At 69.6% G+C, this 26,533-nt stretch carries 20 protein-coding genes; 8 read left to right on the forward strand and 12 right to left on the reverse strand.

The annotated features are described in order from the left end of the window. Positions 1–61: 61 nt before the first annotated feature. The 4 genes from WA670_RS41635 to WA670_RS41650 form a co-directional block, all read right to left on the reverse strand. The gene (locus WA670_RS41635) at positions 62–1,279 is read right to left on the reverse strand and encodes an acyl-CoA dehydrogenase family protein (protein WP_336161631.1); all 1,218 of its coding nucleotides are present in this window, start codon (positions 1,277–1,279) and stop codon (positions 62–64) included. A 99-nt stretch (positions 1,280–1,378) separates the two neighbouring features. Further along, complete coding sequence (locus WA670_RS41640) at positions 1,379–3,019, reverse strand: S53 family peptidase (protein WP_043827290.1); 1,641 nt, start codon at positions 3,017–3,019, stop codon at positions 1,379–1,381. 326 nt (positions 3,020–3,345) lie between these two features. After that, on the reverse strand, positions 3,346–4,023 hold the full coding sequence (locus WA670_RS41645; protein ID WP_336161634.1) for a copper homeostasis protein CutC: 678 nt from the start codon (positions 4,021–4,023) through the stop codon (positions 3,346–3,348). A 3-nt stretch (positions 4,024–4,026) separates the two neighbouring features. After that, positions 4,027–6,696, reverse strand: a complete 2,670-nt coding sequence (locus WA670_RS41650) for a sensor histidine kinase (protein WP_336161637.1) — start codon at positions 6,694–6,696, stop codon at positions 4,027–4,029. Positions 6,697–6,832: 136 nt separating this feature from the next. Here WA670_RS41650 and WA670_RS41655 point away from each other — a divergent pair, with 136 nt between their 5' ends. After that, positions 6,833–7,852 carry an ABC transporter substrate-binding protein gene (locus tag WA670_RS41655; RefSeq protein WP_336161639.1) on the forward strand — a complete coding sequence of 340 codons (1,020 nt, stop codon included), beginning with the start codon at positions 6,833–6,835 and terminating at the stop codon, positions 7,850–7,852. 4 nt (positions 7,853–7,856) lie between these two features. On the opposite strand, the gene WA670_RS41660 is transcribed toward WA670_RS41655, so the two are convergent. Continuing rightward, positions 7,857–8,477, reverse strand: coding sequence for an LppU/SCO3897 family protein (locus tag WA670_RS41660; RefSeq protein ID WP_037807861.1), 621 nt, complete (start codon positions 8,475–8,477; stop codon positions 7,857–7,859). A gap of 78 nt (positions 8,478–8,555) precedes the next feature. Between WA670_RS41660 and WA670_RS41665 the strand changes: the two genes are divergently transcribed. Continuing rightward, positions 8,556–10,202: a DNA repair helicase XPB gene (locus tag WA670_RS41665; protein WP_336161641.1), complete on the forward strand. Its 1,647-nt coding sequence runs from the start codon at positions 8,556–8,558 to the stop codon at positions 10,200–10,202. Between the two features lies 1 nt (position 10,203). Here the strand turns inward: WA670_RS41665 and WA670_RS41670 are convergent, their stop codons facing one another. Together WA670_RS41670 and WA670_RS41675 are read right to left on the reverse strand one after the other, a co-directional pair. Continuing rightward, positions 10,204–10,848, reverse strand: a complete 645-nt coding sequence (locus WA670_RS41670) for a response regulator (RefSeq protein WP_037807870.1) — start codon at positions 10,846–10,848, stop codon at positions 10,204–10,206. Continuing rightward, a complete protein-coding gene (locus WA670_RS41675; protein WP_336161643.1) occupies positions 10,839–11,957 on the reverse strand; it encodes a sensor histidine kinase in 1,119 nt (372 codons plus the stop codon). The genes WA670_RS41670 and WA670_RS41675 overlap by 10 nt, the downstream gene beginning before the upstream one ends. Before the next feature lie 835 nt (positions 11,958–12,792). Here WA670_RS41675 and WA670_RS41680 point away from each other — a divergent pair. The 3 genes from WA670_RS41680 (at position 12,793) to WA670_RS41690 (ending at position 15,780) form a co-directional block, all read left to right on the forward strand. Then, on the forward strand, positions 12,793–13,434 hold the full coding sequence (locus WA670_RS41680) for a DedA family protein (protein ID WP_037807871.1): 642 nt from the start codon (positions 12,793–12,795) through the stop codon (positions 13,432–13,434). Positions 13,435–13,566: 132 nt separating this feature from the next. Continuing rightward, the gene (locus tag WA670_RS41685) at positions 13,567–14,328 is read left to right on the forward strand and encodes a DUF4253 domain-containing protein (RefSeq protein WP_037807874.1); all 762 of its coding nucleotides are present in this window, start codon (positions 13,567–13,569) and stop codon (positions 14,326–14,328) included. A gap of 600 nt (positions 14,329–14,928) precedes the next feature. After that, a complete protein-coding gene (locus tag WA670_RS41690; RefSeq protein WP_037807876.1) occupies positions 14,929–15,780 on the forward strand; it encodes a DUF72 domain-containing protein in 852 nt (283 codons plus the stop codon). A gap of 602 nt (positions 15,781–16,382) precedes the next feature. Here the strand turns inward: WA670_RS41690 and WA670_RS41695 are convergent. Further along, complete coding sequence (locus tag WA670_RS41695; protein ID WP_336161645.1) at positions 16,383–19,169, reverse strand: AfsR/SARP family transcriptional regulator; 2,787 nt, start codon at positions 19,167–19,169, stop codon at positions 16,383–16,385. Between the two features lie 68 nt (positions 19,170–19,237). Between WA670_RS41695 and WA670_RS41700 the strand changes: the two genes are divergently transcribed. Together WA670_RS41700 and WA670_RS41705 are read left to right on the forward strand one after the other, a co-directional pair. After that, the gene (locus WA670_RS41700; RefSeq protein WP_037807881.1) at positions 19,238–20,176 is read left to right on the forward strand and encodes an o-succinylbenzoate synthase; all 939 of its coding nucleotides are present in this window, start codon (positions 19,238–19,240) and stop codon (positions 20,174–20,176) included. An 85-nt stretch (positions 20,177–20,261) separates the two neighbouring features. After that, positions 20,262–20,471 carry a PspC domain-containing protein gene (locus WA670_RS41705; protein WP_037807882.1) on the forward strand — a complete coding sequence of 70 codons (210 nt, stop codon included), beginning with the start codon at positions 20,262–20,264 and terminating at the stop codon, positions 20,469–20,471. A gap of 67 nt (positions 20,472–20,538) precedes the next feature. On the opposite strand, the gene groL is transcribed toward WA670_RS41705, so the two are convergent. The 4 genes from groL to WA670_RS41725 form a co-directional block, all read right to left on the reverse strand. Continuing rightward, the gene (gene groL / locus WA670_RS41710) at positions 20,539–22,167 is read right to left on the reverse strand and encodes a chaperonin GroEL (RefSeq protein ID WP_037807888.1); all 1,629 of its coding nucleotides are present in this window, start codon (positions 22,165–22,167) and stop codon (positions 20,539–20,541) included. 266 nt (positions 22,168–22,433) lie between these two features. Next, complete coding sequence (locus WA670_RS41715; protein WP_442893169.1) at positions 22,434–24,212, reverse strand: serine/threonine-protein kinase; 1,779 nt, start codon at positions 24,210–24,212, stop codon at positions 22,434–22,436. Between the two features lie 71 nt (positions 24,213–24,283). Then, positions 24,284–24,487 (reverse strand): cold-shock protein, encoded by a 204-nt coding sequence (locus WA670_RS41720; RefSeq protein WP_009083993.1) that lies wholly within the window; start codon positions 24,485–24,487, stop codon positions 24,284–24,286. 105 nt (positions 24,488–24,592) lie between these two features. Next, complete coding sequence (locus WA670_RS41725; RefSeq protein WP_037807890.1) at positions 24,593–25,204, reverse strand: AIM24 family protein; 612 nt, start codon at positions 25,202–25,204, stop codon at positions 24,593–24,595. Between the two features lie 134 nt (positions 25,205–25,338). On the opposite strand from WA670_RS41725, the gene moeA reads away from it, so the two are divergent. Continuing rightward, entirely contained in the window at positions 25,339–26,532 is a 1,194-nt protein-coding gene (gene moeA / locus WA670_RS41730; RefSeq protein ID WP_107050886.1) for a molybdopterin molybdotransferase MoeA, read from the forward strand. Position 26,533: the final 1 nt, after the last annotated feature.

Below are 26,533 nucleotides of genomic sequence, written 5' to 3' on the forward strand. Positions count from 1 at the left end.
AAGCGATCAAGATAGCCGCTGAGCAGCGAGAACTCACCCGGTTCCGGCCGGGTTCACCCGTTCAGCCCTTGGCGCGGGAATCCGGTCCGGTCTCGTCCGGGCCGATCTCCGGCAGCGTCCGCACGCCCAGCACGTTCGCCCCGACCAGTTTGCGGGTCGCCAGGTTGCCCATCGGCATGAACGTGCTCGCCTGCACGTCCCGCCACATGCGCTCGAACGGCAGCGCCTTCGTGTAGGACATGCCGCCCAGCGCGTCGACCAGCCGCTGCATCACCTGGACCGCGTTGTTCGCCGCCGTGTACTTCACGATCGCGCTGCGGGCGACGCCGTCCTGGATGTCCCCGGTGAACAGGCGGCGGCTCGTCACCTCGTCGGCCTGGCGGTAGATCAGCGCGCGGGAGCTTTCCAGCAGGATCTGGCATTCGCCGATCACGTCCTGCAGCACCGGGTCCTCGGCCTTGCCGCGCTGGACCAGCGTCCGCACGGTCCAGTCGAGCGCGCCGGCCGCGATTCCGGTGTAGACCGCCGAGAACGCGGGCATCGCCCACGCCCAGACGGTTTCCAGCACCCGCGAGTCGAGGTGTTTCACCGGCAGCGAGTGCACCACCGCGGCGTCCTCGACGAACACCTTGTCCAGTTCGACGTCGTTGCTTTGGGTGCCGCGCATGCCCATGGTGTTCCACGTCTGGTGGATCGTGACGCCCGGCGCGTCCAGCGCGATCTGGCACAGCAGCAGCCGCGGGCCGCCGTCGGCGTCCTCGTAGCGGGCGGTGGTGGAGCAGTGCGTGGCGACCGCCGAGTTGGTCGCGAAGCTCTTGCGGCCGGACAGTTCGAAGCCGCCTTCGACGCGGACCGCGCGGGTCTTCGCGTCCGTCATGTCGTTGCGCAGGCCCGTTTCGCTGGTGATCGACGCCCAGACCAGTTCGCCGTCCACCGCTTTGCGCAGCAGTTCCGCCAGCCGGGGCGCCTTCGTGCGCCGCCAGACGCTCGCCCACTGTCCCAGCGGGGACAGGTGCATCGTGAACGCCAGCGCGGTCGCGCCGTCGCCCATCGCGAGCCGTTCCAGCACCGGCAGGATTTCCGGCAGCCCGGCCCCCGAACCGCCGAGTTCCTCCGGGACGGACAGCCGGAGGAAGCCCGCTTCCCGCAGGTCGTCGTAGTTCCGGTGCGGGAACGTGTTTTCCCGGTCGTGCTCGGCCGCGCGCTCGGCGAAAATGTCCGCGAGCTTGGCGGCACGGTCGACGAGGGCCTGCTGCTTCGAGGTCAGGAGAGGCTGCACCCGGCCATCAAAACAGCGTCCCGGATCTTGGTCAATCAGCCAGACGTCGTGAGTGGCGATTCCGGTTAGAACCGGAATCGCCACTCACGAGCCCCGTGCTCAGCCGATCAGTTTGGACAGTCCGGAGCCGTTGAACGAGCCCCAGCCGGTCGTCTGGTCATAGCCCGTGCCTGCGGAGAAGCCGGTGGTGCCGTTGAAGGTGTTGTTGCCGGTGGTCACGTCGTGGAAACCGGAACCGTACGAGGAACCGTTGCCGATGCTGTAGAACTTCGCGTTCAGGTTGCCGAGGCCGCCCTTGTGGACCTCGTTCTGCAGCGCCGCGAAGCCCGCCCACAGCGGAGCCGCGCCCGAGGTGCCCCACACGTTCCCGGTCTGTCCGCCGGAGATGATCGTGTACGCCGAACCCTGCGCGGCGTCCCCGGCGACGTCCGGGACCTTGCGCTTGGTCGTGCTCTGCTTGGACTGCCACGACGGCGCGGCGAAGATCGTCGAGATGCCGCCGCCGCCCGCTCCGCCGGAAGCACCGTCGTTCCACGTCGTCTCGCTGCTGTAGCCGTTCGACGAGTTCACCGTCAGCTGCGTGCCGCCGACGCCGGAGACGTTCGGGCTCGAGGCTGGGAAGTCCACCGCCTGGGCCTTGCTGCCGGTCTGGCGGGCACAGTCGGTGGTGCCGTCGTCGCCCGCGGCGGCGAAGTAGCTGATGCCCTCGGCGGTGCCGGTCGCGAGCGCCTTGTCGACGCTGTTGGCCGCGGCCGAGCCTTCCGCCGCCTCGCAGGAGCCCCACGAGATCGAGACGACGCTGACCTTCTTGTCCGACGCGATCTTCTGGTACATCGCCAGCTCGCCCGCGTTGGAGTTCGGGGCCTCGTACACGTAGTCGTTCGCCGGGGCGGCGAGCGCGTGCACGACCTCGATGTCCAGGTCGACCTCGGTCTGGCCGTCGCCGGGGCTCGAGTCGTAGTTGGCTCCGTTGACCGAAACCGTGCTGACCGAACCGCCCTTGAGGCCGTACTTGGTGTCGTACGCGGTGATGTCGGACTTCTTGTAGCCGTCGAACTCCACGAAACCGACATTCACGCCCGCGCCGGTGGCGGACATGCCGCTGGTGCCGTACGCGGTTTTGAGGATGCTCGGCGTCACCGGCTTGACCGTGCGCGGCGCCTGCGTCGGCTTCGCGTGGTGCTTCACCGCGTGATTGTCGAGGCCGACGACCGAATCGACCACCGAGGACACCGAAGCGGGCAATTCCGGCGCGGAGTCGTTGGCGTAGAACTTCCGGCCGGTGACGGTGTCGGTGTAATTGCCGATGCGCGTATGGAAGGCGGATTCCAGCTGTCCGGCAGTTGCCGAGAAGGTGATCGCCTGGCGGTTTCCGGAAACCTCAATACCCTGCGCACCGCTGCGCTTGAGGAAATTCACCGCCTGATCGGCTTCGGCTTGCGTTGGGCCGAATGCAGCAGTGAATTGCTCCGGAGAGAGGAATCGGTGGTACTGCGGCGAGGCCGGGTCCTGCACGTCGGCGAGGAAGCGGGCCAGCGCCTGCTGGTTGTGCAGTTTCAGGGACAGGGCGGCGGGAATCTGCTGCTCAGCGGCGACGTCACCGGACCGCGCGCTGGCGGCGAGCGGTGCGGCGTTGCCGGAAAGGGCGACCAGCGGATCGGCGTTCGCGACGCCGGCCACGGACAGGCACAGCAACGCCGGCAGCGGAACCGCGGCGGCGACGAGCTTGCGCAAGCGCATGAGAATTCCTCTCGAGAGGCGGGGACCGGGCCGGCTAAATCGCGGTACCGACCCGTATCCCCGACCCTAAAAAACCGCTCGAAACAAAGAAACCTACTTTTGGCTGACCTTAACGCGGTTGGTTTGTTTTCCACTTGCACGATTTATGACTGATTCCCGCCGCGATGTCCCGCCGCATCCGGAAACCATCGGACGTCGGAATGCGGAAGCCCCGGACAATCCGGACCCCTTGCGCACACACGCGCGCTGTGCTCGTCAAGCAAAAAAGGGAACCTTGCCGGAATTGGAATTCCCGGCGAGGTTCCCTTCCGCAGTGGAGCGGAGCGTCAGCCTTTGACGAGTTCGGCCCACTCGCGCACGGCGGCCGCGTCCACCGGAGCGTCCCAACCGGACGGACGCACCGCGCCGCCGACGTGGAATCCGCGCACGCCGCCGGCGCGCAGCAAATGCACCTGCTGCGCCCGCAAGCCGCCGCCGACCAACAGCGCCGGACCGTCAGTGCGCCGCGCCAGTTGCTGCAGCACCGACAGTCCACTCGCGACACCGTTCGCGTGGCCCGCCGCCAGCACGGTGTCGCAGCCGAGCTCGGCCAGCACGTCGTACGCGGCGATCGGGTTGCGCGAGCGGTCGATGGCGCGGTGGAACGTCCACGGCCGCCCGTCGATCTCCTTCAGCAACGCGCGGCACGCGTCGGCGTCGACCTCGCCCTCCTCGGTCAGGAACCCGAACACGAACTCCTGCGCACCCGCGGACACCAGCCGGGCCGCCGAAGCGCACAGCTCGTCGATGGCGCGCGCGTCGAAAGTGTTCTCCGCGCGCAGCATCACGCGCACCGGCAAATCAGTGGCCGCGAGCACCTCGCGCACCGTCGCCTCGCTCGGGGTGAGCCCGTCGCTGGCCATGTCGGAGACGAGTTCGAGCCGGTCCGCTCCGCCCTCCTGCGCCCGCTCCGCGTCCTGCGCGCCCAGCGCGATCACTTCCAGCAGGGCGGTGTTCGAACTCATGCCTCATCCGTTTCGATCCAGTGGCGGGGTGTCTTCCCCCCTGGCGTGCCTGCCGCGCCGGAAGCCGCCTTGCAGGCTCGTCATCCGGGCGCGCACCGCGTCGGGGGAAAGCGAGAGTATCGGCCGCGGCTCCGGCTCCGCGGCGGGGCCGCCCGCCACGTCGGCGACCCGCAGGAACGGCCAGGTGTCCTCGGCGCCGTCCTCTTGTTCCAGGTGCTCCGGCGACGGCCACTCCGGTTGTTCGGCGTGCGCGGGCGCCGGCCATTCGGGGGCCGCCTCGTCCGGGTCTTCCGTCGGGAACTCCGGCGGCTCCTCGTAGGCGTGCTCTGGCTCGGGTTCGAAGGCGGGCACCTCCGGCATCGGCGCGACCACCCGCGGCTCCGGCGCGACCGGCTCCTCCGGCGGCGCCGAGAGGTCGAACCAGCGCGACAGCACGTCGCGATAAGCAGGCATCCGGTCCGTCGGCGCGTCGATCTCCAGATGCGACCGCGACGCCGGGCCGGGCCACGACGGAGCCTCCTCGACCACCGGCGCGCGCCGCAGCGGACCGGCGTCGTCGAGGGTCGGCGCGACCAGCTCGGCGGGCTCCTCCGGCTCGTCGGCCGGGGCCAGCGGCGCGAGCGGGGCCAGCAGTTCCGGCTCGGGCGCGGGTTCCGGTTCGACCGGCGCGGGCGGCTGCGGCAGCGGCGGGGCCTCGGTGATCAACGCGGCCGGGACGACGACCGTCGCGGTGAGCCCGCGTCCCTCGGCCGGGCTCAGCCGCACCGCGATGGCGTGCCGTTCGGCCAGCGTGGCGACCACGAACAGGCCCATCCGGCGCGACACCTCGACGTCGACCTCCGGCGGATGCGCCAGCCGCGCGTTGGTGCGGTCGATCTCCGCCTGCGGCATGCCCGCGCCGCGGTCGGTGATCTCGATCCGCCACGCGCCGTCGGCCGTCCGCGCGCTCTCCACGGTGACCGCCGTCTGCGGCCCGGAGTACCGGGTGGCGTTCTCCAGCAGCTCGGACACCACGTGCACCAGGTCGTTGACCGCGTCGCCGCGCACCGCGAGCGCGGGGGCCGGGCCGATCTCGATCCGCTGGTAATCCTCCACTTCGGACAGTGCGGCCCCGATGATCTCGTCGGCCACCACCGGTCCGGTGTCCTCGCGCACCAGGTCGGTGCCGGACAGCACCAGCAGGTTCTCGCTGTTGCGCCGCATCCGGGTGGCGAGGTGGTCGAGTTCGAACAGCCCGCCGAGGGTCTCCGGGTCCTGTTCGCCCGCCTCCATCCGGTCGAGCACGGACAGCTGCCGCTCCACCAGGTCCTGGCTGCGCTGCGACAGGTTGACGAACATCGCGTTCACGTTCTCGCGCAGCATCGCCTGCTCGGCGGCCAGCCGGACCGCCTCGCCGTGCACCGCGTCGAACGCGCGCGCGACCTGCCCGACTTCCTCGCGGGTGAAGATGGGCACCGGCGCGACCGCCGCCCGGTGCCGCAGGTTCTCCGGAGCCGGGTCGGGCTCGGTGAGCAGCCGCTGCACCGCCTCGGGCAGCCGGTGGTCGGCGACCTCCAGCGCGGTGCGGCGCAGGATCCGCAACGGCCGCAGCAGCGAGCGCGCGATCACCACCGACAGGACACCGGCGACCAACAGGACGCCGATGACGATTCCGCCGTCCCAGATCGTCGAGGCGCGGGCGCTGGCGGCCCGCGCGTCCGTTTTCTCCTGAAGCTGGACGAGCAGCGCCTGCTGCACCTGGTGGGCGAGATTGACCGTGTACGTCGACGCGGTGTCCCACTGGTCCGCGTCCAGACCGGACAGCGGCTGGTTGTTCTCCGTGCGCGTGAGCGCCGACTCGACCATGTCGTTGCCGATGTCGACGACGATGCCGATCACCGTGTCCGAGTACATCCGCTGCTCGTCCGGAGTCGCGAAGGTGCGGTAGTCGCTGCGCGCGGCGGCCAGTTCGGCTTCCGCGCCGAGCAGCGCGCGCGTCCGGTCCCGGTTGAGCGTGCCCTGCGCGATCGCCTCGGACATGATCGCGCGCTTGACCGACATCTGATCCTTGATCCGCGCGAGCGCGTTCCCGGCGAGCCGCAGCCGGGCCAGGTCGGGTTCGGTGACGTCGGCCGCGGCGGTGTCGCTGATGTCGAGCAGGCCGGAGATCAGCTCGCTGTAGGAACGGAGCACCGCGTCCGCCGGATACGCGGAGTGTTCAGCCGAATACCGAAGGCCGCCCAGCACTCGCAGCCGGTCGTCGCTCTGCTGCAGATCGCCCGCCGCGGATTCGTCGAGCCGCGATTTGCTGTCGGCGAGCGACCGCTCGAACGCGCCGATCGCCAGGTCGACGCGGGTGCGCTGGCCCACGAGGACGTCGGTGGCCCCCTTGCGGTCGCCCGCGACGAACCGCACCGTGACGTCGCGTTCGCGCTGCAACTGGTGCACGACCTCGGCGACCGTCGAGTCGATCCGGCAGCGAGCGGCGAACTCGGCGAGCTGGCGGGCGTCGCGCAGGTCGCTGTTGACCCGGAGGCCGACCAGCACGACCACGGCGAGCGCCGGGATCAGCAGGACGACGAAGAGCTTGGTGCGCAGCCGCCAGTTCCGCAGCCGCCACCCGCCGCCGACCGGGCGCGAGGCAGCCGGATCCGTCGCGTCACCCGAACGGGGACGGTCGTCGCGACGGGTCACCTGTGCTTCCTTTTCCACCGCGGGGACCTCTGCCCACGGACGTCATCGGGCTCCAGCCGGAAACTACCGCTCGGTAGTTGCCGGCGAAAAGATCGGGAAGCCACCCTGGCGGGGGCACGGCCCTGCGGGCGATCGTATGGGCAGCGGCCCATACGATCCAGCACGAGGCAGAGATTCTCCCGGCAGGGGATGGCGAGTGAAAGCGACCGGTCTGAGGTTTGCGCTGGTGGCGACGTTGTTCGCACTCAGCGGCTGCTCCGTGTTCGGATCCAGTGACACCGGACAAGCGCAACCGCCGGAACGCGTGACGCTGCGGGTCGGCGTCGCGAGCCCGATCGACACCGCCCCGCTGCGGATCGCCGTCGCCGCGGGAAAGTTCCGCCAGGCCGGGCTGAACGTCCAACTGGTGGAACTCGGCGACAGCGACGGCGTCGAGAAACTGAAGTCCGGACAGATAGATGTGACGTTCGGCAGCGACGTGTCGCTGTTCCGCGCCGCCGGGTCCGGCACCGCGCTGCAATTGCAGGGCGAGGCGTACACCTTCGGCCGCACGACTATCGCGCTCGTCACATTGCCCGGTTCCGACTACTCCGAACCGACCGCGAAGAAGTCGCCGAAGATCGCCGTCGACTCGCCCGACGACATCGGCGCGCTCACCGCGCGGGCGGTCCTCGGCACGGCAGGCGTCGACAAGTCGAAGATCGAGTTCGTGACCCGGCCGTTCGGGCAGATGCCCGCCGCGCTGCAGTCCGGCGACGCGGACGCGGCACTGATGGTCGAGCCGTACATCACCCGCGCGGAGAAGGAACTGGGCGCGCAGGTCCTCGCCGACGGTTCGACCGGCGCGACGCTGGACTTCCCGGCGTCGGGCTACGCCGCGACCGGCCAGTTCGCCGCCTCGAACCCGCGCACGCTGACCGCGTTCCGCAACGTCCTCACCCAGGCCCAGCTCGCCGCGTCCGACTCGGCGAAGGTGCGCGACGCGCTGCCCTCGTTCTCCGACATCGACCAGACCACCGCCGCGCTGATCTCGCTCGGCAGCTACCCGACCACGCTGTCGGCGACCCGGCTGCAGCGCGTAGCCGACCTGATGCACAGCTCCGGGCAGTTGGCGAACCGGCTCGACGTGGCGGCGATGCTCCCGAACGCCTTGTGAGGCGCTAGATGCTCGCCCCGGTCGGCTGCAGGCAAATCGTCCGCACCGGCGGTCCCGCGTACACCAGCGACAAGTCCTTCTCGCCGCAGCTCGACGCCGACTTCGCGCCGTCGTGCACGACCGCCCGCGCTTCCGCCTTGGGGTCGTCGCAGGCGACCTTGCCGACCTTCGACTCGTCCGAAACGTCGCGGACGCACTCGCCGGACGCGACGTTCAACGCGAGGCACAGCGTCTGGGTCGGCCTGCTGGTGGTGCTGCGCGCCGACGAGTACAGCTCGAACGGCACGTAGTCCTCGCCGCGGCAGGACGACCGGCCCTTCGAGACCGTGTCGACGCGGTAGGTGGCGGCCCGGTCGGAGCAGTCCGCCCCGGTATAGGTCTGCGTCCTCGAGCCCAGCGAAGTGAGGTAAAGGCAGCTGCCCGCGACCGGCGGTCCCGCCGAGCGCACGACCGCGGCGAACCCGAACGCGCCGAGCGTGCCGAGCCCGAGCGCCACGACGACGAGTGCGGCGAAGAGCCCCTTCTGCTTGCCCGACACCCGCTTCGGGCCGCCCTGGACCGGCTGCTGCGGGAGCGGCTGGTACGGGTTCGCGGCCGGCGGCATGCCGAACGGTGGTGTGGTCACTGGGTCCCCTCCCGCGGCTTCGTCCCGCCATCTTGGCATCCCCGGGCCGCGGTCCGGGAGGGAACGTATAAAGGAGAGGTGACTGATGGCCCCCTGATCGTCCAGTCCGACAAAACCGTGCTGCTCGAGGTCGACAATCCGCGTGCCGACGACGCGCGGATCGCGATCGCGCCGTTCGCCGAACTGGAACGAGCACCCGAACACGTGCACACCTACCGGATCACGCCGCTCGCGTTGTGGAACGCGCGCGCCGCCGGGCACGACGCGGAACAGGTGGTGGACGCGCTCACCACGTACTCGCGGTTCCCGGTGCCGCAGCCGCTCTTGATCGACGTCGTGGACGTGATGGGCCGGTTCGGGCGGCTGCAGATCGCCAACCACCCGGCGCACGGCCTGGTCATGACCACGACCGACCGCGCGGTGCTGGAAGAGGTCTCGCGCCACAAGAAGATCAGCCCGATGCTGGGCTCGCGGATCGACGACGACACGGTGATCGTGCACCCGTCCGAACGCGGGCGGCTCAAGCAGGCGCTGCTGAAGGTCGGCTGGCCGGCCGAGGACCTCGCCGGGTACGTGGACGGCGAAGCGCACCCGATCGATCTCGCCGAGGAAGACTGGCACCTGCGCGACTACCAGCGGAAGGCGGCGGAAGCGTTCTGGGCGGGCGGTTCCGGCGTCGTCGTGCTGCCGTGCGGCGCGGGCAAGACGCTGGTCGGCGCGGCCGCGATGGCGCACGCCAAGGCGACCACGCTGATCCTGGTCACCAACACCGTCGCCGGTCGGCAGTGGAAGCGCGAACTGGTCGCGCGCACGTCGCTCACCGAGGACGAGATCGGCGAGTACTCCGGGGAGAAGAAGGAGATCCGGCCGGTCACCATCGCGACGTACCAGGTGGTCACGCGCAAGACCAAGGGCGAGTACCGGCACCTGGAGCTGTTCGATTCGCGCGACTGGGGCCTGGTCGTCTACGACGAGGTGCACCTGCTGCCCGCGCCGGTGTTCCGGATGACCGCGGACCTGCAGTCGCGGCGACGGCTCGGGCTCACCGCCACGCTGGTGCGCGAGGACGGCCGCGAGGGCGACGTGTTCTCGCTGATCGGCCCGAAGCGGTACGACGTGCCGTGGCGCGACATCGAGGCGCAGGGCTGGATCGCGCCTGCGGAATGCACCGAGGTGCGGGTGACGCTGACCGAGTCGGAGCGTCTGCAGTACGCCACCGCGGATTCCGACGAGCGGTACAAGCTCGCGGCGACGGCGATGACGAAGATCCCGGTGATCCGGTCCATTGTGGACAAACATGCCGGCGAGCCGACCCTGGTGATCGGCGCGTACCTCGACCAGCTGGAGATGCTGGGCGCGGAACTGGAGGCCCCGGTCATCCAGGGTGCGACGAAGAACAAGGAGCGGGAGGAACTGTTCGACAAGTTCCGCCGCGGCGAACTGCGCACGCTGGTGGTGTCGAAGGTCGCGAACTTCTCGATCGACCTGCCGGAAGCGTCGGTGGCGATCCAGGTTTCGGGCACTTTCGGTTCGCGGCAGGAGGAAGCGCAACGCCTCGGCCGACTCCTGCGTCCGAAGGGCGACGGACGGCAGGCGCACTTCTACTCGATCGTCTCGCGGGACACAGTGGACACCGAGTACGCCGCGCATCGGCAGCGTTTCCTGGCCGAACAGGGCTACGCGTACCACATCGTCGACGCGGAGGACCTGCGCCGACCGCTGTGAATCACGAACCGAGGTAACGGAGAACGGCCAGCACGCGTCGGCTGTAACCCTTTGCCTGCGGCAGGTCGAGCTTGTCGAAGATCGCGTTCGCGTGCTTCTCCACGGCGCTCTGCGAGATGTACAGCAGCGTGGCGATGCTCGCGTTCGTGTGGCCCTGCGCCATTTTCTCCAGCACGTCGCGCTCGCGCGGAGTCAGCCGGGCGAGCGCGTCCTCGTGCGATGTGCGGGCGACCAGCCTGCGCACCACCTCCGGGTCGAAGGCCGCACCACCGGCCGCGACCCGGTCCAGCGCGTCGAGAAAGTCGCCGACCTGGGCGACCCTGTCCTTGAGCAGGTACCCGACGCGTCCGCCGTCGCCGCCGATCAGCTTGGCCGCGTAGCGTTTCTCGACGTACTGGGACAACACGAGCACACCGGTGTCCGGCCAGCGTTCACGGATTTCCAGCGCGGCACGCAACCCTTCGTCCGTGTGGGTCGGCGGCATGCGAACATCGGTGACGACGATGTCGGGTTGGTGTTCGGCGGTCGCTTCGAGGAGCTTTTCTCCATCGCCGACCGCAGCCACCACGTCGTGGCCTTCCTCCGCCAGCAGCCGTACGAGACCTTCCCTGAGCAAGGTCGCGTCCTCAGCCAGAATCACTCGCACGGCAACGTCACCCGCACTGTGGTCGGCCCGTTTTCGGGACTCTGTACGGAAAAATCGCCATCCATTGCTGCCACTCGTCTCGCCAGCCCAGACAACCCGCCACTCTCGCCTACCTGTGCGCCGCCGCAACCATCGTCCGTGATCTCTGCTTCCAGCCTGTTTTCCTGCCACCGGACGTCGATCGTGACCTTATTAGCGTTGGCATGCTTAGCCGCATTGGTGACCGACTCGGACGCCACGAAGTAGACCACCGTCGCCAATTCCGGCGATGGCTCGTCAATCGCGTAACGAAGGTCGACCGGGAGCGTGGCCCGCTCAGCCAGAGACTCCAGCGCAGCCTCAAGACCACTCTCGTCGAGCGCGATCGGGTACACACGCCAGCTAACCTCTCGCAGCTCTCTCAACGCTTCCTGCGATTCCTCATGCGCCTGGCGGACCAGCTCAGCCGACCGCTGCGGGTCGTCCGCGCGCCGAGCCCGGCCGAGCAACACCCCCAACGCGACCAGCCTTTGCTGCACTCCGTCATGCAAATCCCGCTCGATCCGGCGACGCTCTCCGTTGACTGCCTCGACCACTTCACTCCGCGTGGTCGCCAGCTCAGACACCCTGCGCCGCAACAGTTCTTGACTGCTGGGCCCGAAGAACCTACGCGCCAGCCGCCGATCGAGCGCGGCTACGCCGATCAGTCCCTGTCCACAAAGGAATACCCCGATCGCGCCGAGGGCCACTACGGGGAGCCAGTCCAGAAGTTTCCCATCACCCGCACCGCCAGGAGCCCGCCCGGTGACGAGTTGGACGAAGTAGAACGCCCCCGCCGCGACCCCCGCGCCGACGCACACCCACACTCCCAGCGCGAGAAGCCCGGTCAAGCTGCGCGGGAGGAGGTACTGGAGGGCGCGGCGACCATCGTAATCGTCGCCGTTGCTGGCGTCGAAGAACCGCTTCAGCCGGCCGCGTTCTATTTCGGCGAGCCCGCGCGCGCCACGGAAGACCCGCTGCCGTGCCGCGGGGATGACAAGGAGCGGTGCGGTGAGTACCAGGTACGGGAGCTCGATGAGCGCCGTCAGCGCACCTAGGCCGACACCTGCTGTACGGCGCAGTCTGTTCACGTCACTCAGGCTAGCCAGCCTGTTGGGGGCGGGGTACTGCGGTTTTCCGCATTTCGCCTGGTCCTCGGTTCTCGGCCTGCCCTGTCGGAGCACATTACCCGTCTCCCTCGGACTCGTTGCCCTTCCACCCCGACCCGCTGCGATCTTCGAACCCTGCCTGCCCAGCCACATTCCCCGCCTCCCACGGCCGAGCGCGTTGCCCCCTCCACCCGGCCCTACCGCGATCTTCCAACTCCGTCTGTCCAGCCACATTCCCCGCCTCCCGCAGACGAAGTCGCTGCTCTTCCACCCCGACCCCACCGCGGCTTCCGAACCCCACCTGCCCCGCCTCCCGCGGCCGAACTCGCTGCTCTTCCACTCCGACCCCACTGTGGCTTCCGAACCCCGCTTGCCCCGCCACATCCCGCCGACTCCCGCGACCGAACTCGTCGACCCTCGACCCCAACCCCACTGCGGTCTTCCGCATCTCGCCAAGCCCCGCCACATCCGCCGACCCCTGCGGCCGAACTCGTCGACCCTCCGCCCCAACCCCACTGCGGCCTTCCGCATCTCGCCAAGCCTCGAACCCCGTCTGTCCAGCCACCTTTCCCCGCCTCCCGCGAACGAGCTCATTGCACCTCCGCCCCAACCTCACTGCGGTTTCCGCCTCTCGCCAGCCCCTCGGTTTCCGAGCCCTCCCTGTTCAGCCACACCCGCCTTCTGCAAACGAACGCGCTGCCCCACCCCAAACCCCACTGCGGTTTCCCGCATTTCCCCGGGTGGCCGACCGCAATGTGTTGCGCGCCTTGGCTTCCTACCGTCAACAACGTCAGCTTTCGTCGTGAAAGGACCCCTCGTGCACCTCTTGCTCGCCGCCCCCGCCGAACCCCTCACCGGACTGGCCGGCTGGGCCGTCGGCCTGATGGACTCGCTAGGCGGCATCGGCGCCGCGATCGTCGTCGGCCTGGACAACCTGTTCCCGCCGATCCCCAGCGAACTCGTCCTCCCGCTAGCCGGTTTCTCCGCGAGCCGCGGCACCTTCAGCCTGCTCGGCGCCCTCTTCTGGACGACCCTCGGCTCAGTCGCCGGCGCCGTGATCGTCTACTGGCTGGGCGCCCTGCTCGGCCGCGACCGATGCCGCGCGTTGCTCAGCCGCCTGCCGCTGATGGACGCCGCCGACTTCGACCGCACCGAGGCGTGGTTCACCCGGCACGGCGGCAAGGCGGTCTTCCTCGGCCGGATGGTGCCGATCTTCCGCAGCCTGATCTCGCTGCCCGCGGGCGTCGAACGGATGCCGTTCGGCCGGTTCCTACTGCTGACGACGGCGGGCAGCCTGCTGTGGAACACCGCCTTCGTCGTGGCCGGCTACCTGCTCGGGGAGAGCTGGTCGCTGGTGGACCGATACGCGTCGGTGTTCCAGTACGCCGTGCTCGCCGCGGTGGCGATCGCCATCGGCCTGTTCGTCGCGGTCCGGGTGCGCCGCGTCTCCCGGCGCTGAGTTTTTTGCCCCTCGACCTGGGCTTTCCCGAGATTCACCCGAACGGATGAGCGAGTGGCGCCCTGGAAATTGTCGGTGGTTCGAACTACTGTTCGATATGCAGGAACCGAACACCAGTTCGAGGGGAAGCTCATGACGATCGCACCGTTCCGCCCCGGCGTCGGGGCACCGCCGGTCCAGACCTTGCCGCCAGGGCGCTGGCACGGGCGGATCTGGGTGTCGGAGGAACCGCTCACGCGCCCACAGCGGTACCTGAGCTGCGTCGCGGAGTTCGAGCGGTCGGGGTTGTGGCCCGTGCTGATCCCGCCCGACCAGCGCTTCACCGCCCGCGGCGAAGACTGGCTGGACGACCGAGGCCGCCTAGCCCCGGCCGGTCACCGCGTCGCCAACGCCGACCCCGCCGAAGTCCTGGCCCGCTGGTGGGACGGCTCTTGTTGCGACGGAGCCTGCCTGCGCCCGTTCGGCACCCGCTTCCCCGGGCTGGCGAAACGCTCGCACCGCCGCTCGGACCCACTGGCCGAAGCAGGCAACACCGGCTCCATCCTGGCCGCCCGCACCCCGCACCGCTTGGGCCTGGTCCAAGCCGACCGTCCGGCCGACGTCCCAGCCCTCATCGGCTGGACAGGAATGATCAAGTCGACCGACCAGGTCGCGGAACTCTCAGCAGTCCTGCGCAGCTGGGAAGACCGCTTCGGCGCAACCTTGGTGACGCTGGGCTTCGATTCACTGGAACTGTCGGTTTCCGCCCCACCCCGCACCCACGCCAGGGCACTGACAGTCGCGGCGGAGCACCGGGCCTTCAGCCTCCCCACGTACCTCACGCAGCCGGGGAACTTGCGGGAGTACGCGACGTCGCTGGTGCAGTCCCGCCGATGGAGGTTCTCGTGGGCTTGAGGAAGTGAGGAATGCGTGGGCCGGGCAGATCCGCGGCCCGAGACGGGCTCGCCACAACCGGGGCCCGTCCGACAGACCTGACCGATGCAGGAATGCACGGGGAGCAGGCAAGTCCAGCCCGTCCGGTGGGCCAGGAAGGCGGCAATACTGGCCCACCGAACGGGATGGCTACCGCTCGCGGCTCCGGCACCGTCACTCCCGGCCCCCCGCCACCGCTGCTGATTCCGGCTCCTCCGCCCGTCTCGGCACCGCCGCTCCTGTCGATGCCGCCGCTCCCCTCGACGCCACCGCTCCCCTCGACGCCACCGCTTTCTTCGACGCCACCGTGAGCACTAGCGACAACAGCCGCCCCGCAATCCGCCCGGCCCCACCGCCCGCCTCAACTCCACCGCCCCGGTTCCGCGCCCTCGCTTCCCCTGTTCTCCTCACCGTCCCCTCCGAGCCCCGTCCCGACGAGCAGGCAACGGAGTCCGCGCCATGAGACCTACGTCCTTCCGCCCAGGACATCAGTCCCGATCCTTAGCCCGGCTGTCCCAAAAACAGCCGCGCGGACGCGTTTACCGCAACCGTCCCGGCGGGAATCCTCGGCGGCGAAAGGCGGTGAGCAAGATCGGCCAGATCCGAGTGGGCACGTCCGGCTGGCGCTACCCGCCGTGGCGTGGCGCGTTCTACCCGTCCGGCCTGCCGCAACGGCGCGAACTCGAGCACCTCTCCCGGCAGATGAACGCCGTCGAGATCAACGGGTCCTTCTACTCGCTGCAACGCCCGGAGCGCTACCTGGCCTGGCACACCGAAACCCCGGCCGGATTCCTGTTCGCGGTCAAGGGCGGCCGGTTCATCACGCACCTCAAACAGTTGCGCGACGTCGAAACCGCGCTCGCCAACTTTTACGCGTCGGGCGTCCTCGCGCTCGCCGACAAACTGGGGCCGTTCCTCTGGCAACTCCCGCCGCGACTGGCCTTCGACCCTGATCGCGTCTCGACGTTCCTCGGCCAACTCCCCCGCACCACCCGCGAGGCAGCCGCGCTCGGGAAGAAGCACGACGACAAACTCAAGTCCCCGCCGTTCCTGAAACCCGGCCCCGACCGGCCAGTGCGGCACGCGCTCGAAGTCCGCCACCCGAGCTTCACCACGCCCGAAGCGCTGGACCTGCTCAAGAAACACCGGGTCGCGCTGGTGACCTCCGACGCCGCCGCGCCGTGGCCGTACCGGGAGGACCAGACCACTGACTTCAGTTACGTCCGGTTGCACGGTTCGGACGAGCTCTACACCAGCAATTACTCCGACTCAGCCCTGCGCGAGTGGGCCGCGAAGATCACCGAATGGCACGACGGCGGCCGCCGCGACGTGCACGTCTACTTCGACAACGACAGCAAAGTCGCGGCCCCGCACAACGCCGTCGCACTCACCCGCCTGCTCGGCCTCCCCACCCAAACCGACCCGGCACAGTGAGCGGACAGTGAGCGCACTTCGGTTGGGTAGCGGTACGGGCCGCCGGTGGTCTACGTGCTGCCGCTGGGGGTCGGCACGCGGACCACCGCGCCCGGCTGCCCTCCGGCGACCCCACGGGAGCGTTCCGCCAAACGGCCGAGTCAGCCCCGCGCCAGCCGCGCCATCTGCCTCGCAATGCATCCAGCCAGACCGCGCGGCCAGCGATCTTGGGCTGCGACGACCGGCCGGAGCTGCCCCGCGCCCACCGGCCAAGCGCACCTGATCCGCATCGGAGTGGTTCAACCAATCACGCACCGCAGCGGATACGGACGGACCTCACCCCACCGCAAGCCAGCCGACTGCGCTCGTGCCCGACCCACATCCGGGTGATTCAGCGGCGCAAGCAACCGAGCCGCGCCACTGCAGGCCGACGTCGCGACACTGCGGCAAACCACCCCGCACCGCATCTTGGCAATCCAACCGCGCCACGCCGCAGCGGTTGAACGTCGAGGCACCGCGGCACCGCAGCAAGAACTACCGCGCCCGGCTCGACCCGGCAATTCAGTCACGTCAGCAACCAAGCCGCACCGCCCGCAGTCCAACCTCGCGGCACCGCGGCGAAACTACCCCCGCACCAACCCAGCCAACTGCGCCCGAACCCGCTCCGCGTCCGGGTGATCCAACCGGGTCAGCAACCGAACCGCCCGTAGCCAGCAATCTCGCGCCGCGGCGGTGCGTCCGTAGCGCAGATGCGCGGTGCCCAGCTCCGAAAGCACATCCGCGGCCTCATACTCCTCATCCATCGCGAAGAACATGTCGACCGCCTCGGACAGGCACTCGATTCCTTCCACATGCCGCCCCAAACCAAGCAGCGCACGGGCTCGCGCGGCCAGTGAGAAGCGGCCCTGCGGCAAATCGTCCGGCGGGACCAACGCCAGCGCCTCGTCGGCGAGCGACAAGGCCTGCGGGTAGTCCCCCATCGTCGCGCACAGGTCGCCCAAGGCGCGCAAAACATTCGCCTCCACCGAGGTGAATCCCAGTTCCCGCGTGATTTCCAGCGACCGCAGGCCGTGTCGGTAAGCCTCCGGGAAATCTTCGATGCCCTGCGCGGTCATAGCCAGGTTGTAGCGCGCCCGCGCTTCCCCCGGCAGCGAGCCCAGTTCCAGTTGCACCGCCAGGGCTTGCTCCAGATACTCGCGCGCCAGCACGTAATTCCGGGCGACTCCCTCGATCACGCCTAGTCCATTGAGGATCGCCGCTTCACCGTGCCGCTCCCCGGAATTGCGTGCGGCTCGCAAACCGACCTCGAAGACGTACCGCCATTCGTCGACCCGGGCGCGGCCGGCGAAGTAGGTGAACAGCGACCACGCCAAGCGCCAGCATTGCGCGTATCGCCCGATTCGGAACGACCATTGAATCACCGAAAGCAGGTTTCCGTGCTCCTCGATGAACCACGCCAGCGCCCGGTGGTAGTCGGAAAACTCGAGCTCGCCAGCAGGCGGGATGGGGCCGATTTCGTCCATCAACTGGTGCGGACGCATCGCCAAACCCGCGTTTCGCGCCGACGCGATGTACCAGTCGAGCAGGCGTGCGCTGGCCGCTGCGCGCTCGGTGGCGCCGTCTTCCTGATCCGACAGCTCGGTCGCGTAGGCGCGAATCAGGTCGTGGAACTGGTACCGGCCCGGTTTCGGCTGGGTGAGCAGGTGCGTCGATACCAGCGTGTCGAGAGCGCTGCGAGTGTCCTTTTCGGACCGTCCGTTGAGCGCGACTGCCATGCCCAGCGACAAATCCGGGCCGACTGACAGCGCCAGCAATCGCAGCAGCCGAGCCGCCGCAGGGCACAGAACCCGGTAGGAATACGAAAAAACCGTGCGGATATTGGTTTCGTCGCCGTCGCCTAGGTCGAAGGTGCTCAACCGGCCGGCGTCTGAGGGCAATGCTGCCACGAACTCGCCCAGTGGCAACCGCGGGAACTGCGCGGCGCGTACGGCGAGGATTCGGATTGCCAGCGGGAGTCCGCCGCAATACTCCACAAACTTGCCAGCCGCGATCGGGTCCTCGTGCACTCGTTCGACGCCGATCGCCGATGCGAGCAGTTCCACCGCCTCTTCGCTGTCCAATTCGGACAGAGCGATCCGCCGGGCACCGTGCGTCGCGACCAGTCCTCGCAGTTGCCAGCGGCTCGTGACCACGACTAGACATCCAGGGCCGGGCAGCAAATGGCGGACTTGTTCGGTGCTGTTCGCGTTGTCCAGCACGATCAACAGTCGCCGACCGGTCGTATAAGTACGCCAGGTCGCGGCACGTTCGTCCAAACCGGACGGGATTCGGTCGGCGGGCACGCCCAGTGCAAGGAGCATCGTCTCCAGCGCGGCGATCGGCGACACCGGCGCGCCCGGGCCGTAGCCGCGGAGATCCAGGAACACTTGCCCGCCGGTGAAACGGTCGGCGATCTGGTGTGCGAAGTGGACAGACAGGGTCGTTTTCCCTTGTCCACCCATGCCTTCCACCGAGGCGATCGGCGTGGAGGTGCCGACGTCGAGTGCCTCCGGCAGCAAGGCGCGCAAGGCTTTCAGGTCCGCTGCTCGACCGGCGAATGCACCCAGGTCGGCCGGAAGCTGGTGCGGGATATGGGGTTCCAGCGGAGTGCGGAAACGCGTGCCTTCGTCACCGCCCAGCACGAGCCGGTGCGCGCGCTGGAGTCCGGCACCGGGATCAAGGCCCAGTTCCTCGGCGAGCAATCCGCTGATCCGCCGGTGCACCTCCAGCGCCTCGGCCTGCCGTCCGGAGCGGAGCAGCGCGTACATCAGCTGCTCGTGCGGACGTTCCCGCAGCGGATGTTCGCGCGTCAGCCGCTCCAGTTCGGGCACGACAGTGTCGTACTCGCCGACCGTCAGCATCGTCTCGGCCCACAGTTCGCGGACCCGCGTGCGCTCCTCGGCGAGCTGCCCGACCTCGTCCCGGTGCAGCGCATCCGACTCCACGTTCTGCAGCGCCGGACCTCGCCACTGCCCGAGCGCGTCCTCGAAGTACCCGGCCGCCCGGCGGTGTTCGCCTCGTTCCGCCGCGCTGCGGCCCCGCGCCGCGAACTGGCGGAAGCGGCCAAGGTCCACCGCGTTCTCGTCGACTTCCAGCAGGTAGCCGCCGCGTTCGGTGCGGATCGCCGCGCCGTCGCCGAGCGCCCGGCGCAGCCGCAGCACATACGTCTGCAGCGCGCCCTTGGACCGGCGCTGGTCGTCGCCCCACAGCCAGTGGCCGAGCACGTCGACCGAAACGAGCCGGTTGGCCCGCAGCAGCAGTCCGGCGAGCACGATCAGCGGGCGGCTGCCGCCCAGCGGCACCACCTGGTCCCCGGCCAGCACCTCGGCCGGGCCGAGCACCCGGAAGTCGAGGCCGTCCACACGTTCCATTGTGGCGTTGAGACGGCCCCCGCGGCACCTCGGTTCCCGGCGCCGCGGCGATGGCATGATCGGCAGTCATGCAGGTTTACGCGCTCCCGCTGCACTCCCGGTTCCGGGACATCACCGTCCGTGAAGGACTGCTGCTCCGCGGCACCGCCGGCTGGGGCGAGTTCTGCCCGTTCGCGGATTATTCGGACACCGAAAGCGTGCCGTGGCTCGCCGCCGCGCTCGAAGCGAGCGAAGAAGGCTGGCCGGAGCCGGTCCGCGACCGGATCGAGGTCAACACGACAGTCCCCATTTTGTCGCCCGAACGCGCACACGAACTGGTCCGCAAGTCCGGCTGCCGCACGGCGAAGGTCAAGGTCGCCGACAAACGCGCGACGCTGGCCGAGGACTGCGCGCGCGTCGAAGCGGTCCGCGACGCGCTGGGTCCGTCCGGCGCGATCCGGGTCGACGCCAACACTGCATGGGACGTCGACACCGCGGTACACGCGCTGGGCGAACTCGACCGTGCGGCCGGTGGACTGGAGTACGCCGAACAGCCGTGCCCCACGATCGACGACCTGGCTGCCGTTCGCCGCCGGGTGTCGGTGCGGATCGCGGCCGACGAATCGATCCGCCGCGCGGAGGACCCGCTGAAGGTCGCCGTGGCCGGAGCCGCCGACATCGCCGTGCTCAAGGTCGCCCCGCTCGGCGGGGTGCGGCGTGCGCTGGAGGTCGCGGAGGCGTGCGGGTTGCCGTGCGTGGTGTCGTCAGCCGTGGAAACGAGTGTCGGGCTGGCCGCCGGGCTCGCGCTCGCCGGGGCGCTGCCGGAGCTGGATTTCGCCTGCGGACTCGGCACGATGTCGTTGCTGCGCGGGGATGTCTGCACCGAGACACTGTCCCCTGTGGACGGTTACCTGCCGGTGCTCCGCCAGGCCCCGGAACCCGACGCCTACGCCGAGTTCGCCGCCTCGCCCGAGGTGTCCCGAGCGTGGCTCGACCGGTTCGAGCGGGTCCGGAAGATCAGCGGCTAAGGGAGACTTCAGGGTCGCGGCCCCGGGGCTTTCTCCGGGGCGATCCCGGATGTGCGGGGCGGCCCGGTCGCGGAGTATTGCTGGCATGACGGACAACGTGCAGGCCGCACCGGCCAAGAAGATCTTCCGCAGCCGCTCCGACCGCATGCTCACCGGCGTGTGCGGCGGATGGGCCAACTACCTCAACGTCGACCCCTCGATGGTGCGCATCGCCGCGGTCGCCGGCGCCGTGCTCTCGGCGGGCGTGATCCTGCCGGTCTACGCCGCCGCTGCCGTCCTGACTCCGGAAGACTGAGCCGGGAACGGGCGAAGCCCGGCCCACCGCGAGGGTGAACCGGGCTTCGCCGGAAAAGCAGCCGAACTCAGAAGTCCATGCCACCCATGCCGCCGGACGGGTCGGCCGGAGCGGCGGAAGCCTTCTCCGGCTTGTCCGCGACGACAGCCTCGGTGGTCAGGAACAGCGCCGCGATGGAAGCGGCGTTCTGCAGCGCGGAGCGGGTGACCTTCGTCGGGTCCGGCACGCCGGCCGCGAGCAGGTCCTCGTACTCGCCGGTGGCGGCGTTCAGGCCGTGGCCCTGCGGGAGGGACTTGACCTTCTCCGCCACGACGCCGCCCTCGAGACCGGCGTTGATCGCGATCTGCTTGAGCGGAGCCTCGACGGCGACCTTGACGATGTTCGCGCCAGTGGCCTCGTCACCGGTCAGCTTCAGGCCCGCGAAAGCGGCCTCGGCAGCCTGGATCAGGGCCACGCCACCGCCGGCGACGATGCCCTCTTCCACGGCGGCCTTGGCGTTGCGCACCGCGTCCTCGATGCGGTGCTTGCGCTCCTTCAGCTCGACCTCGGTCGCGGCGCCGGCCTTGATGACGGCCACGCCGCCGGCCAGCTTCGCGAGCCGCTCCTGCAGCTTCTCGCGGTCGTAGTCCGAGTCGGAGTTCTCGATCTCCGCGCGGATCTGGTTGACGCGACCCTGGATCTGGTCGGCGTCGCCAGCGCCCTCGACGATGGTGGTCTCGTCACGGGTGATGACGGCCTTGCGGGCGCGGCCCAGCAGCGACAGGTCCGCGTTCTCCAGCTTGAGGCCGACGTCCTCGGAGATGACCTGGCCGCCGGTCAGGATCGCGATGTCCTGCAGGATCGCCTTGCGGCGGTCGCCGAAGCCCGGGGCCTTGACGGCGACGGACTTGAAGGTGCCGCGGATCTTGTTGACGACCAGGGTCGCCAGGGCTTCGCCCTCGACGTCCTCGGCGATGATCAGGAGCGGCTTGCCGGACTGGATGACCTTCTCCAGCAGCGGCAGGACGTCCTTGACGTTGGAGATCTTGGAACCGAAGAGCAGGACGTACGGGTCCTCCAGCTCGGCTTCCTGGCGCTCCGGGTCGGTCACGAAGTAACCGGACACGTAGCCCTTGTCGAAACGCATGCCCTCGGTGAGCTCAAGCTCGAGCCCGAAGGTGTTGCTCTCCTCGACGGTGACGACGCCTTCCTTGCCGACCTTGTCCAGCGCCTCGGCGATCAGCTCGCCGATGGTGCGGTCAGCGGCCGAGATCGAGGCGGTAGCAGCGATCTGCTCCTTGGTCTCGATCTGGACGGCGGCCTTGTGCAGCTGCTCGGTGATGGCCTCGACGGCCGCCTCGATGCCGCGCTTCAGCGAGATCGGGTCGGCGCCGGCCGCGACGTTGCGCAGGCCCTCGCGCACGAGCGCCTGGGCGAGCACGGTGGCGGTGGTGGTGCCGTCGCCCGCGACGTCGTCAGTCTTCTTGGCAACTTCCTTGACGAGCTCGGCCCCGATCTTCTCCCACGGGTCCTCGAGCTCGATCTCCTTGGCGATGGAGACACCGTCGTTGGTGATCGTCGGCGCGCCCCACTTCTTTTCGAGCACGACGTTCCGGCCCCGCGGGCCGAGGGTCACCTTGACGGCTTCGGCGAGGGTGTTCAAGCCGCGCTCAAGACCGCGGCGGGCGTCCTCGTCGAACGCGATCAGTTTGGCCATTGCGGTGTGGTCCTCCGGTATTGGGCGCTACCGCCGCGCTGTCTCCAGCGGCGGCAGCAGGACACGTCCTCGGCCAGGCTCGGTGCCCGCGACGGACGACTGACCGGTGGGTCAGCCTCACCGTCCCGACCTTCAGGCAGGCGGTCGGTGACCGCTCGCCTAGCACTCGACGGCGTCGAGTGCCAATGCCGTGTTTAGCACTCTCCGGGGTCGAGTGCAAGGAGCGCAGGTCAGCGTCGGTGCGCTTCCGCAGCAGGTCGGCCGGGTCAGTGGCTCGGCTGGATGTGGATCGACGACGGCGGCGGGCGCAGCGACGACGGACCGGCCGACTTCGAGCCGCCCGGACCGACCGGGATGTTGGGAGCCGAGGACGCCGGAGCGGTCCCGCCGGTGCCGTTGTCGTCCCCGCTGAAGAGGAAGATCCCGCCGACGACGAGCCCGGCCACGACGAGCAGGCCCAGTGCGATCCACAGCCACTTCAGGCCGCCGCTCTTGGGCTGCTTTTCGAACGCGCCCGCACCGCCCGCCGGGGACGGCGGACGCAGCCGCATCGGGTCGCCGAAGGCCTGGTTCGGATGGCCCTGCTGGTTGGGCTGGGCGGGGTAGCCGGGCTGGTTCGGGTAACCGCCGTAGCCGGGCGGCGGGCCTTGCTGTCCGGGGCCGGGCTGGCCCGGATAGCCGCTGTAGCCGGGCGGGGGGCCTGCCGGGGGTTGGCCGGGGTAGCCCTGTTGGCCGGGTTGGCCAGGCTGACCGGGCTGGCCGGGCTGGCCGGGTTGCTGCTGACCTGGCTGGCCGAGTTGTGGCTGGCCGGGCTGACCGGGTTGCTGCTGGCCGGGCTGTGCTGGATAACCGGGCGGGGGCTGGTTGCCGTAACCGGCGGGGGCGCCGTAGCCGCCTTGGGCCGGGTAGCCCGCTTGCTGGCCGGGTTGTTGGCCGGATTGCGGAGCGCCCCAGCCGCCGGGGTTGCCCTGGCCGCCCTGGCCCGCGGCTCCGGGGCCGCCCGGCTGGGCGCCCGGTCCACCGGGACCGCCTGGCCCAGCAGGTCCACCGCCGCCGGGTCCGCCAGCACCGGCGGGACCGTTGGCGCCAGGGCCGCCCTGTCCGCCAGTTCCAGGTCCGCCGGGTCCGCCAGGTCCTTGCTGCATGCCCGCCTCCGGAAGTCCGTTCGGCCGGGCGGGGCCCGGCGGGGTGTCCGACGTCGCGAGCGGGCCGAGCGCGACCCTGGCCGCGGCGATCATCGCGACGCAGTTCGGGTAGCGGTCGTTGGGGTTTTTCGCCATGCCCTTGCGGATGACGTCGTCGACGGCGGCCGGGAGCGCGACCACGCTCGCCACCGACGGCGGTTCCCCGCCGAGGTGGCCCTTGATGACGGTGGGGACGTCGCCGCGGAACGGCGGGTTGCCGGTCAGGCAGGCGAACAGGACGCAGGTGAGGGCGTACTGGTCGGTGCGGCCGTCGAGCGGTTCGCCGCGCAGGTGTTCCGGGGCGGCGTAGGTGGGCGAGCCGAGGAAGTCGCCGCCGCGCGTGCGGTGGCCGGTGGCGCCGCGGCGGGTGAGGCCGAAGTCGGCGACGTAGACGTGCTCGCGGGAGGTCTCGCGGCTGGTGACGAGGACGTTGGCCGGTTTGACGTCGAGGTGCACGAGGCCGTGGTTGTGCAGCGTGTCGAGGGCGTCGGCGACCTGGTCGAGCAGGCTGAGCGCGCGGGACGGGCTGATCGGGCCCGCGGACATGAGGCCGGCGAGGTCGCCGCCGTCGACCATCCGCATGGCGATGTAGAGCATGCCCTCGAGTTCGCCGAAGTCGTACAGCGGGACGACGTTGGCGTGGTCGATCGCGGAGGTGTTGCGGGCCTCGTCGACGAACCGTTCGCGGAACTCGGCGTCCGCGCCGAGGTGGTCGCCGATGACCTTCAGCGCCACCTTGCGGCCGAGCCTCGTGTCCGTGGCCTGGTAGGTCACGGACATGCCGCCCTTGCCGAGCACCGAGTCGATGCGGTAGTGGCCCAGCTGGCGACCGGTGAGGTCCCCCGACACATCGCCTGTCACGCAGCGCAGCTTAACGCGCCGGTATCCGCTGCCACTGCCGGTTCGCCCAACCGGTCAGCGGACCTGCCTCGCTAGACCTTGCGGACGTCCGCGGCCTGGCTTCTGCCGTCGCGGCCGGACTGGACTTCGAACTCCACGCGATCGCCCTCGTCGAGGGTGCGGAATCCGTCGGCCTGGATGGCCGAATAGTGGACGAAGACGTCCGGACCTTCGGGGGATTCGATGAACCCGTAGCCCTTTTCCGAGTTGAACCACTTGACGGTGCCGACTGCCACGGCGCCCTCCCTCGGGACAAGAATCCGCTGTCCATCAGCGTGCGAAGTGGAGTTCACGCTACCGGAATCAGCGCTCCCGGCAATGGGGTAATCGGCAGATTCCCCTTACGCCTGCGCTGCTCGCCGATTGCGCGATTGGACGAGCACGGTTCCCGGTCCGGCGAAATCGAGGACGAGTCCTTCGCCCGTGCGCAGTGATTGCGGACCGCTCGGGTCGAGAGCGCGCAACCGGCATTGCACGGTGTCGGGATAGGCGAGGAGATAGTCCGGGCGCACGGTGACGATCTCGCCGCGGCCGAGGTCGAACGAGTCGACCGGACCGGGCGCGGTGAGCAGGAGCGGGCCGCGGCCGCTGTAGTGCTCGAGGAACCCGGAATCGGCGCCGAACAACTGCTGCAGCGGGGCCCAGTTCTGGTCGACGCGGACCGTGCTCGGCCGGGCGAGGACGCCCTCGCGGTGCACCGACCAGCCGGTGGACCCGGTGAGTTCGAGCGGGTAGACGTCGCCGGGCCCGAGCGGGGCGAGGTCGACCCAGCCGCCGTCGGCGGGCGCGGTGAACACCGAACGACCGCCCTTGCGGCCGCGGTTCTGGTTCGTCTCGGCCACGTTGAAGCTGCTGGCCAGCAACGATTCCGCGGCCGCCTGCACGGCTTCGCCGGGGGCGAGCAGCACGCGGGCGACGCCGAACCCCGGCGTGTGCCTGGTGTGGACGCGCATGTCAGCGGGGCGTCGCGAGCGCGGCGCGCCCGGGCTGGTTGCGGACCAGAAACTGCATGAGAACTCTCCCCGTACTCCCCGGCTTGTGCCGGGAGAGTGTTGCACGACGGGCAGCAAGAGGGAGGATGGTCCGCGTGATCTCTGTCGACGCCTACCGCGAGACCGTGACCGAACTGCTCGGCCGCGCGCCTGTTCGTACTGTTCCAGTCGCTGATGCGGCCGGGCTCGTCCTGGCCCGCGACGTGCTCGCCGGGGTGGCGCTGCCGCCGTTCGACAACTCCGCGATGGACGGGTACGCCGTGCGCGCCGCGGACGTCGCCGAGGTGCCGGTGACGCTCCCAGTGGCCGACGACATCCCGGCCGGACGGGTCGACGTCAAACCGCTCGAATCGGGTACCGCTCAGCGGATCATGACCGGCGCGCCGCTGCCGCCGGGCGCGGACGCGATCGTGATGGTCGAGGACACCGACCGCGGCACGGCGGAAGTCCAGATCTCCCGCGCGGCCACCGTCGGCAACCACATCCGCCGGACGGGCGAGGACGTCACGAAGGGGACAATCGCGCTGCACGCGGGCACCGTGCTGAGCCACGCACACCTGGGCCTCGCCGCGGCGGTCGGCTTGGCGGAGCTCGAGGTGTACCGGCCGCTGTCGGTGCTGGTGGTGTCGACCGGCACGGAGCTGGTGGAAGCCCCGAATCCGTTGCAGCACGGGCAAATCTACGAGTCGAACAGCGTGATGCTGGCGGCGGCGCTGCGGGAACTCGGCTGCCAGGTCGAGGTCGTGCGCAGCGTGGTCGATGATGTGGCGGAATTCCGCAAGATCATCGAACCGCGCCTGGAAGCGGCAGACCTGCTGATCACGTCGGGCGGGGTGTCGGCGGGCGCGTACGAGGTCGTGAAGGACGCGCTGACCGGGCAGGGCGTGGAATTCCAGAAGATCGCGATGCAGCCGGGCGGGCCCCAGGGATGCGGCCGGTGGAACGGCGTGCCAGTAGTGACGCTGCCGGGGAATCCGGTGAGTGTGCTGGTGTCGTTCGAGGCGTTCCTGCGCCCGGCGGTGCTGTCGGCGATGGGCCATACGGACGTGGACCGCCGACGGGTGCGCGCGCGGCTGACGGAGGACATGCCCTCCCCTGCTGGGCGGCGGCAGTATCGACGGGGGTTCTTCACGCCGGTGCTCGGCGAGGTGACCGGGGTGGTCGGGCCGCGCGGTGGGCCGGGATCGCATTTGCTGGCGGCGTTTACGCAGGCCAATTGCTTGATTGTCTTGCCGGAGGAGGTTTCGGCTGCTTCGGAGGGGGATGAGGTCGAGGTGCTGCTGCTTTAGT

It is taken from the genome of Amycolatopsis sp. VC5-11 (assembly GCF_037034185.1).
In the GTDB taxonomy this organism is placed as follows: Bacteria; Actinomycetota; Actinomycetes; order Mycobacteriales; family Pseudonocardiaceae; genus Amycolatopsis; species Amycolatopsis nivea.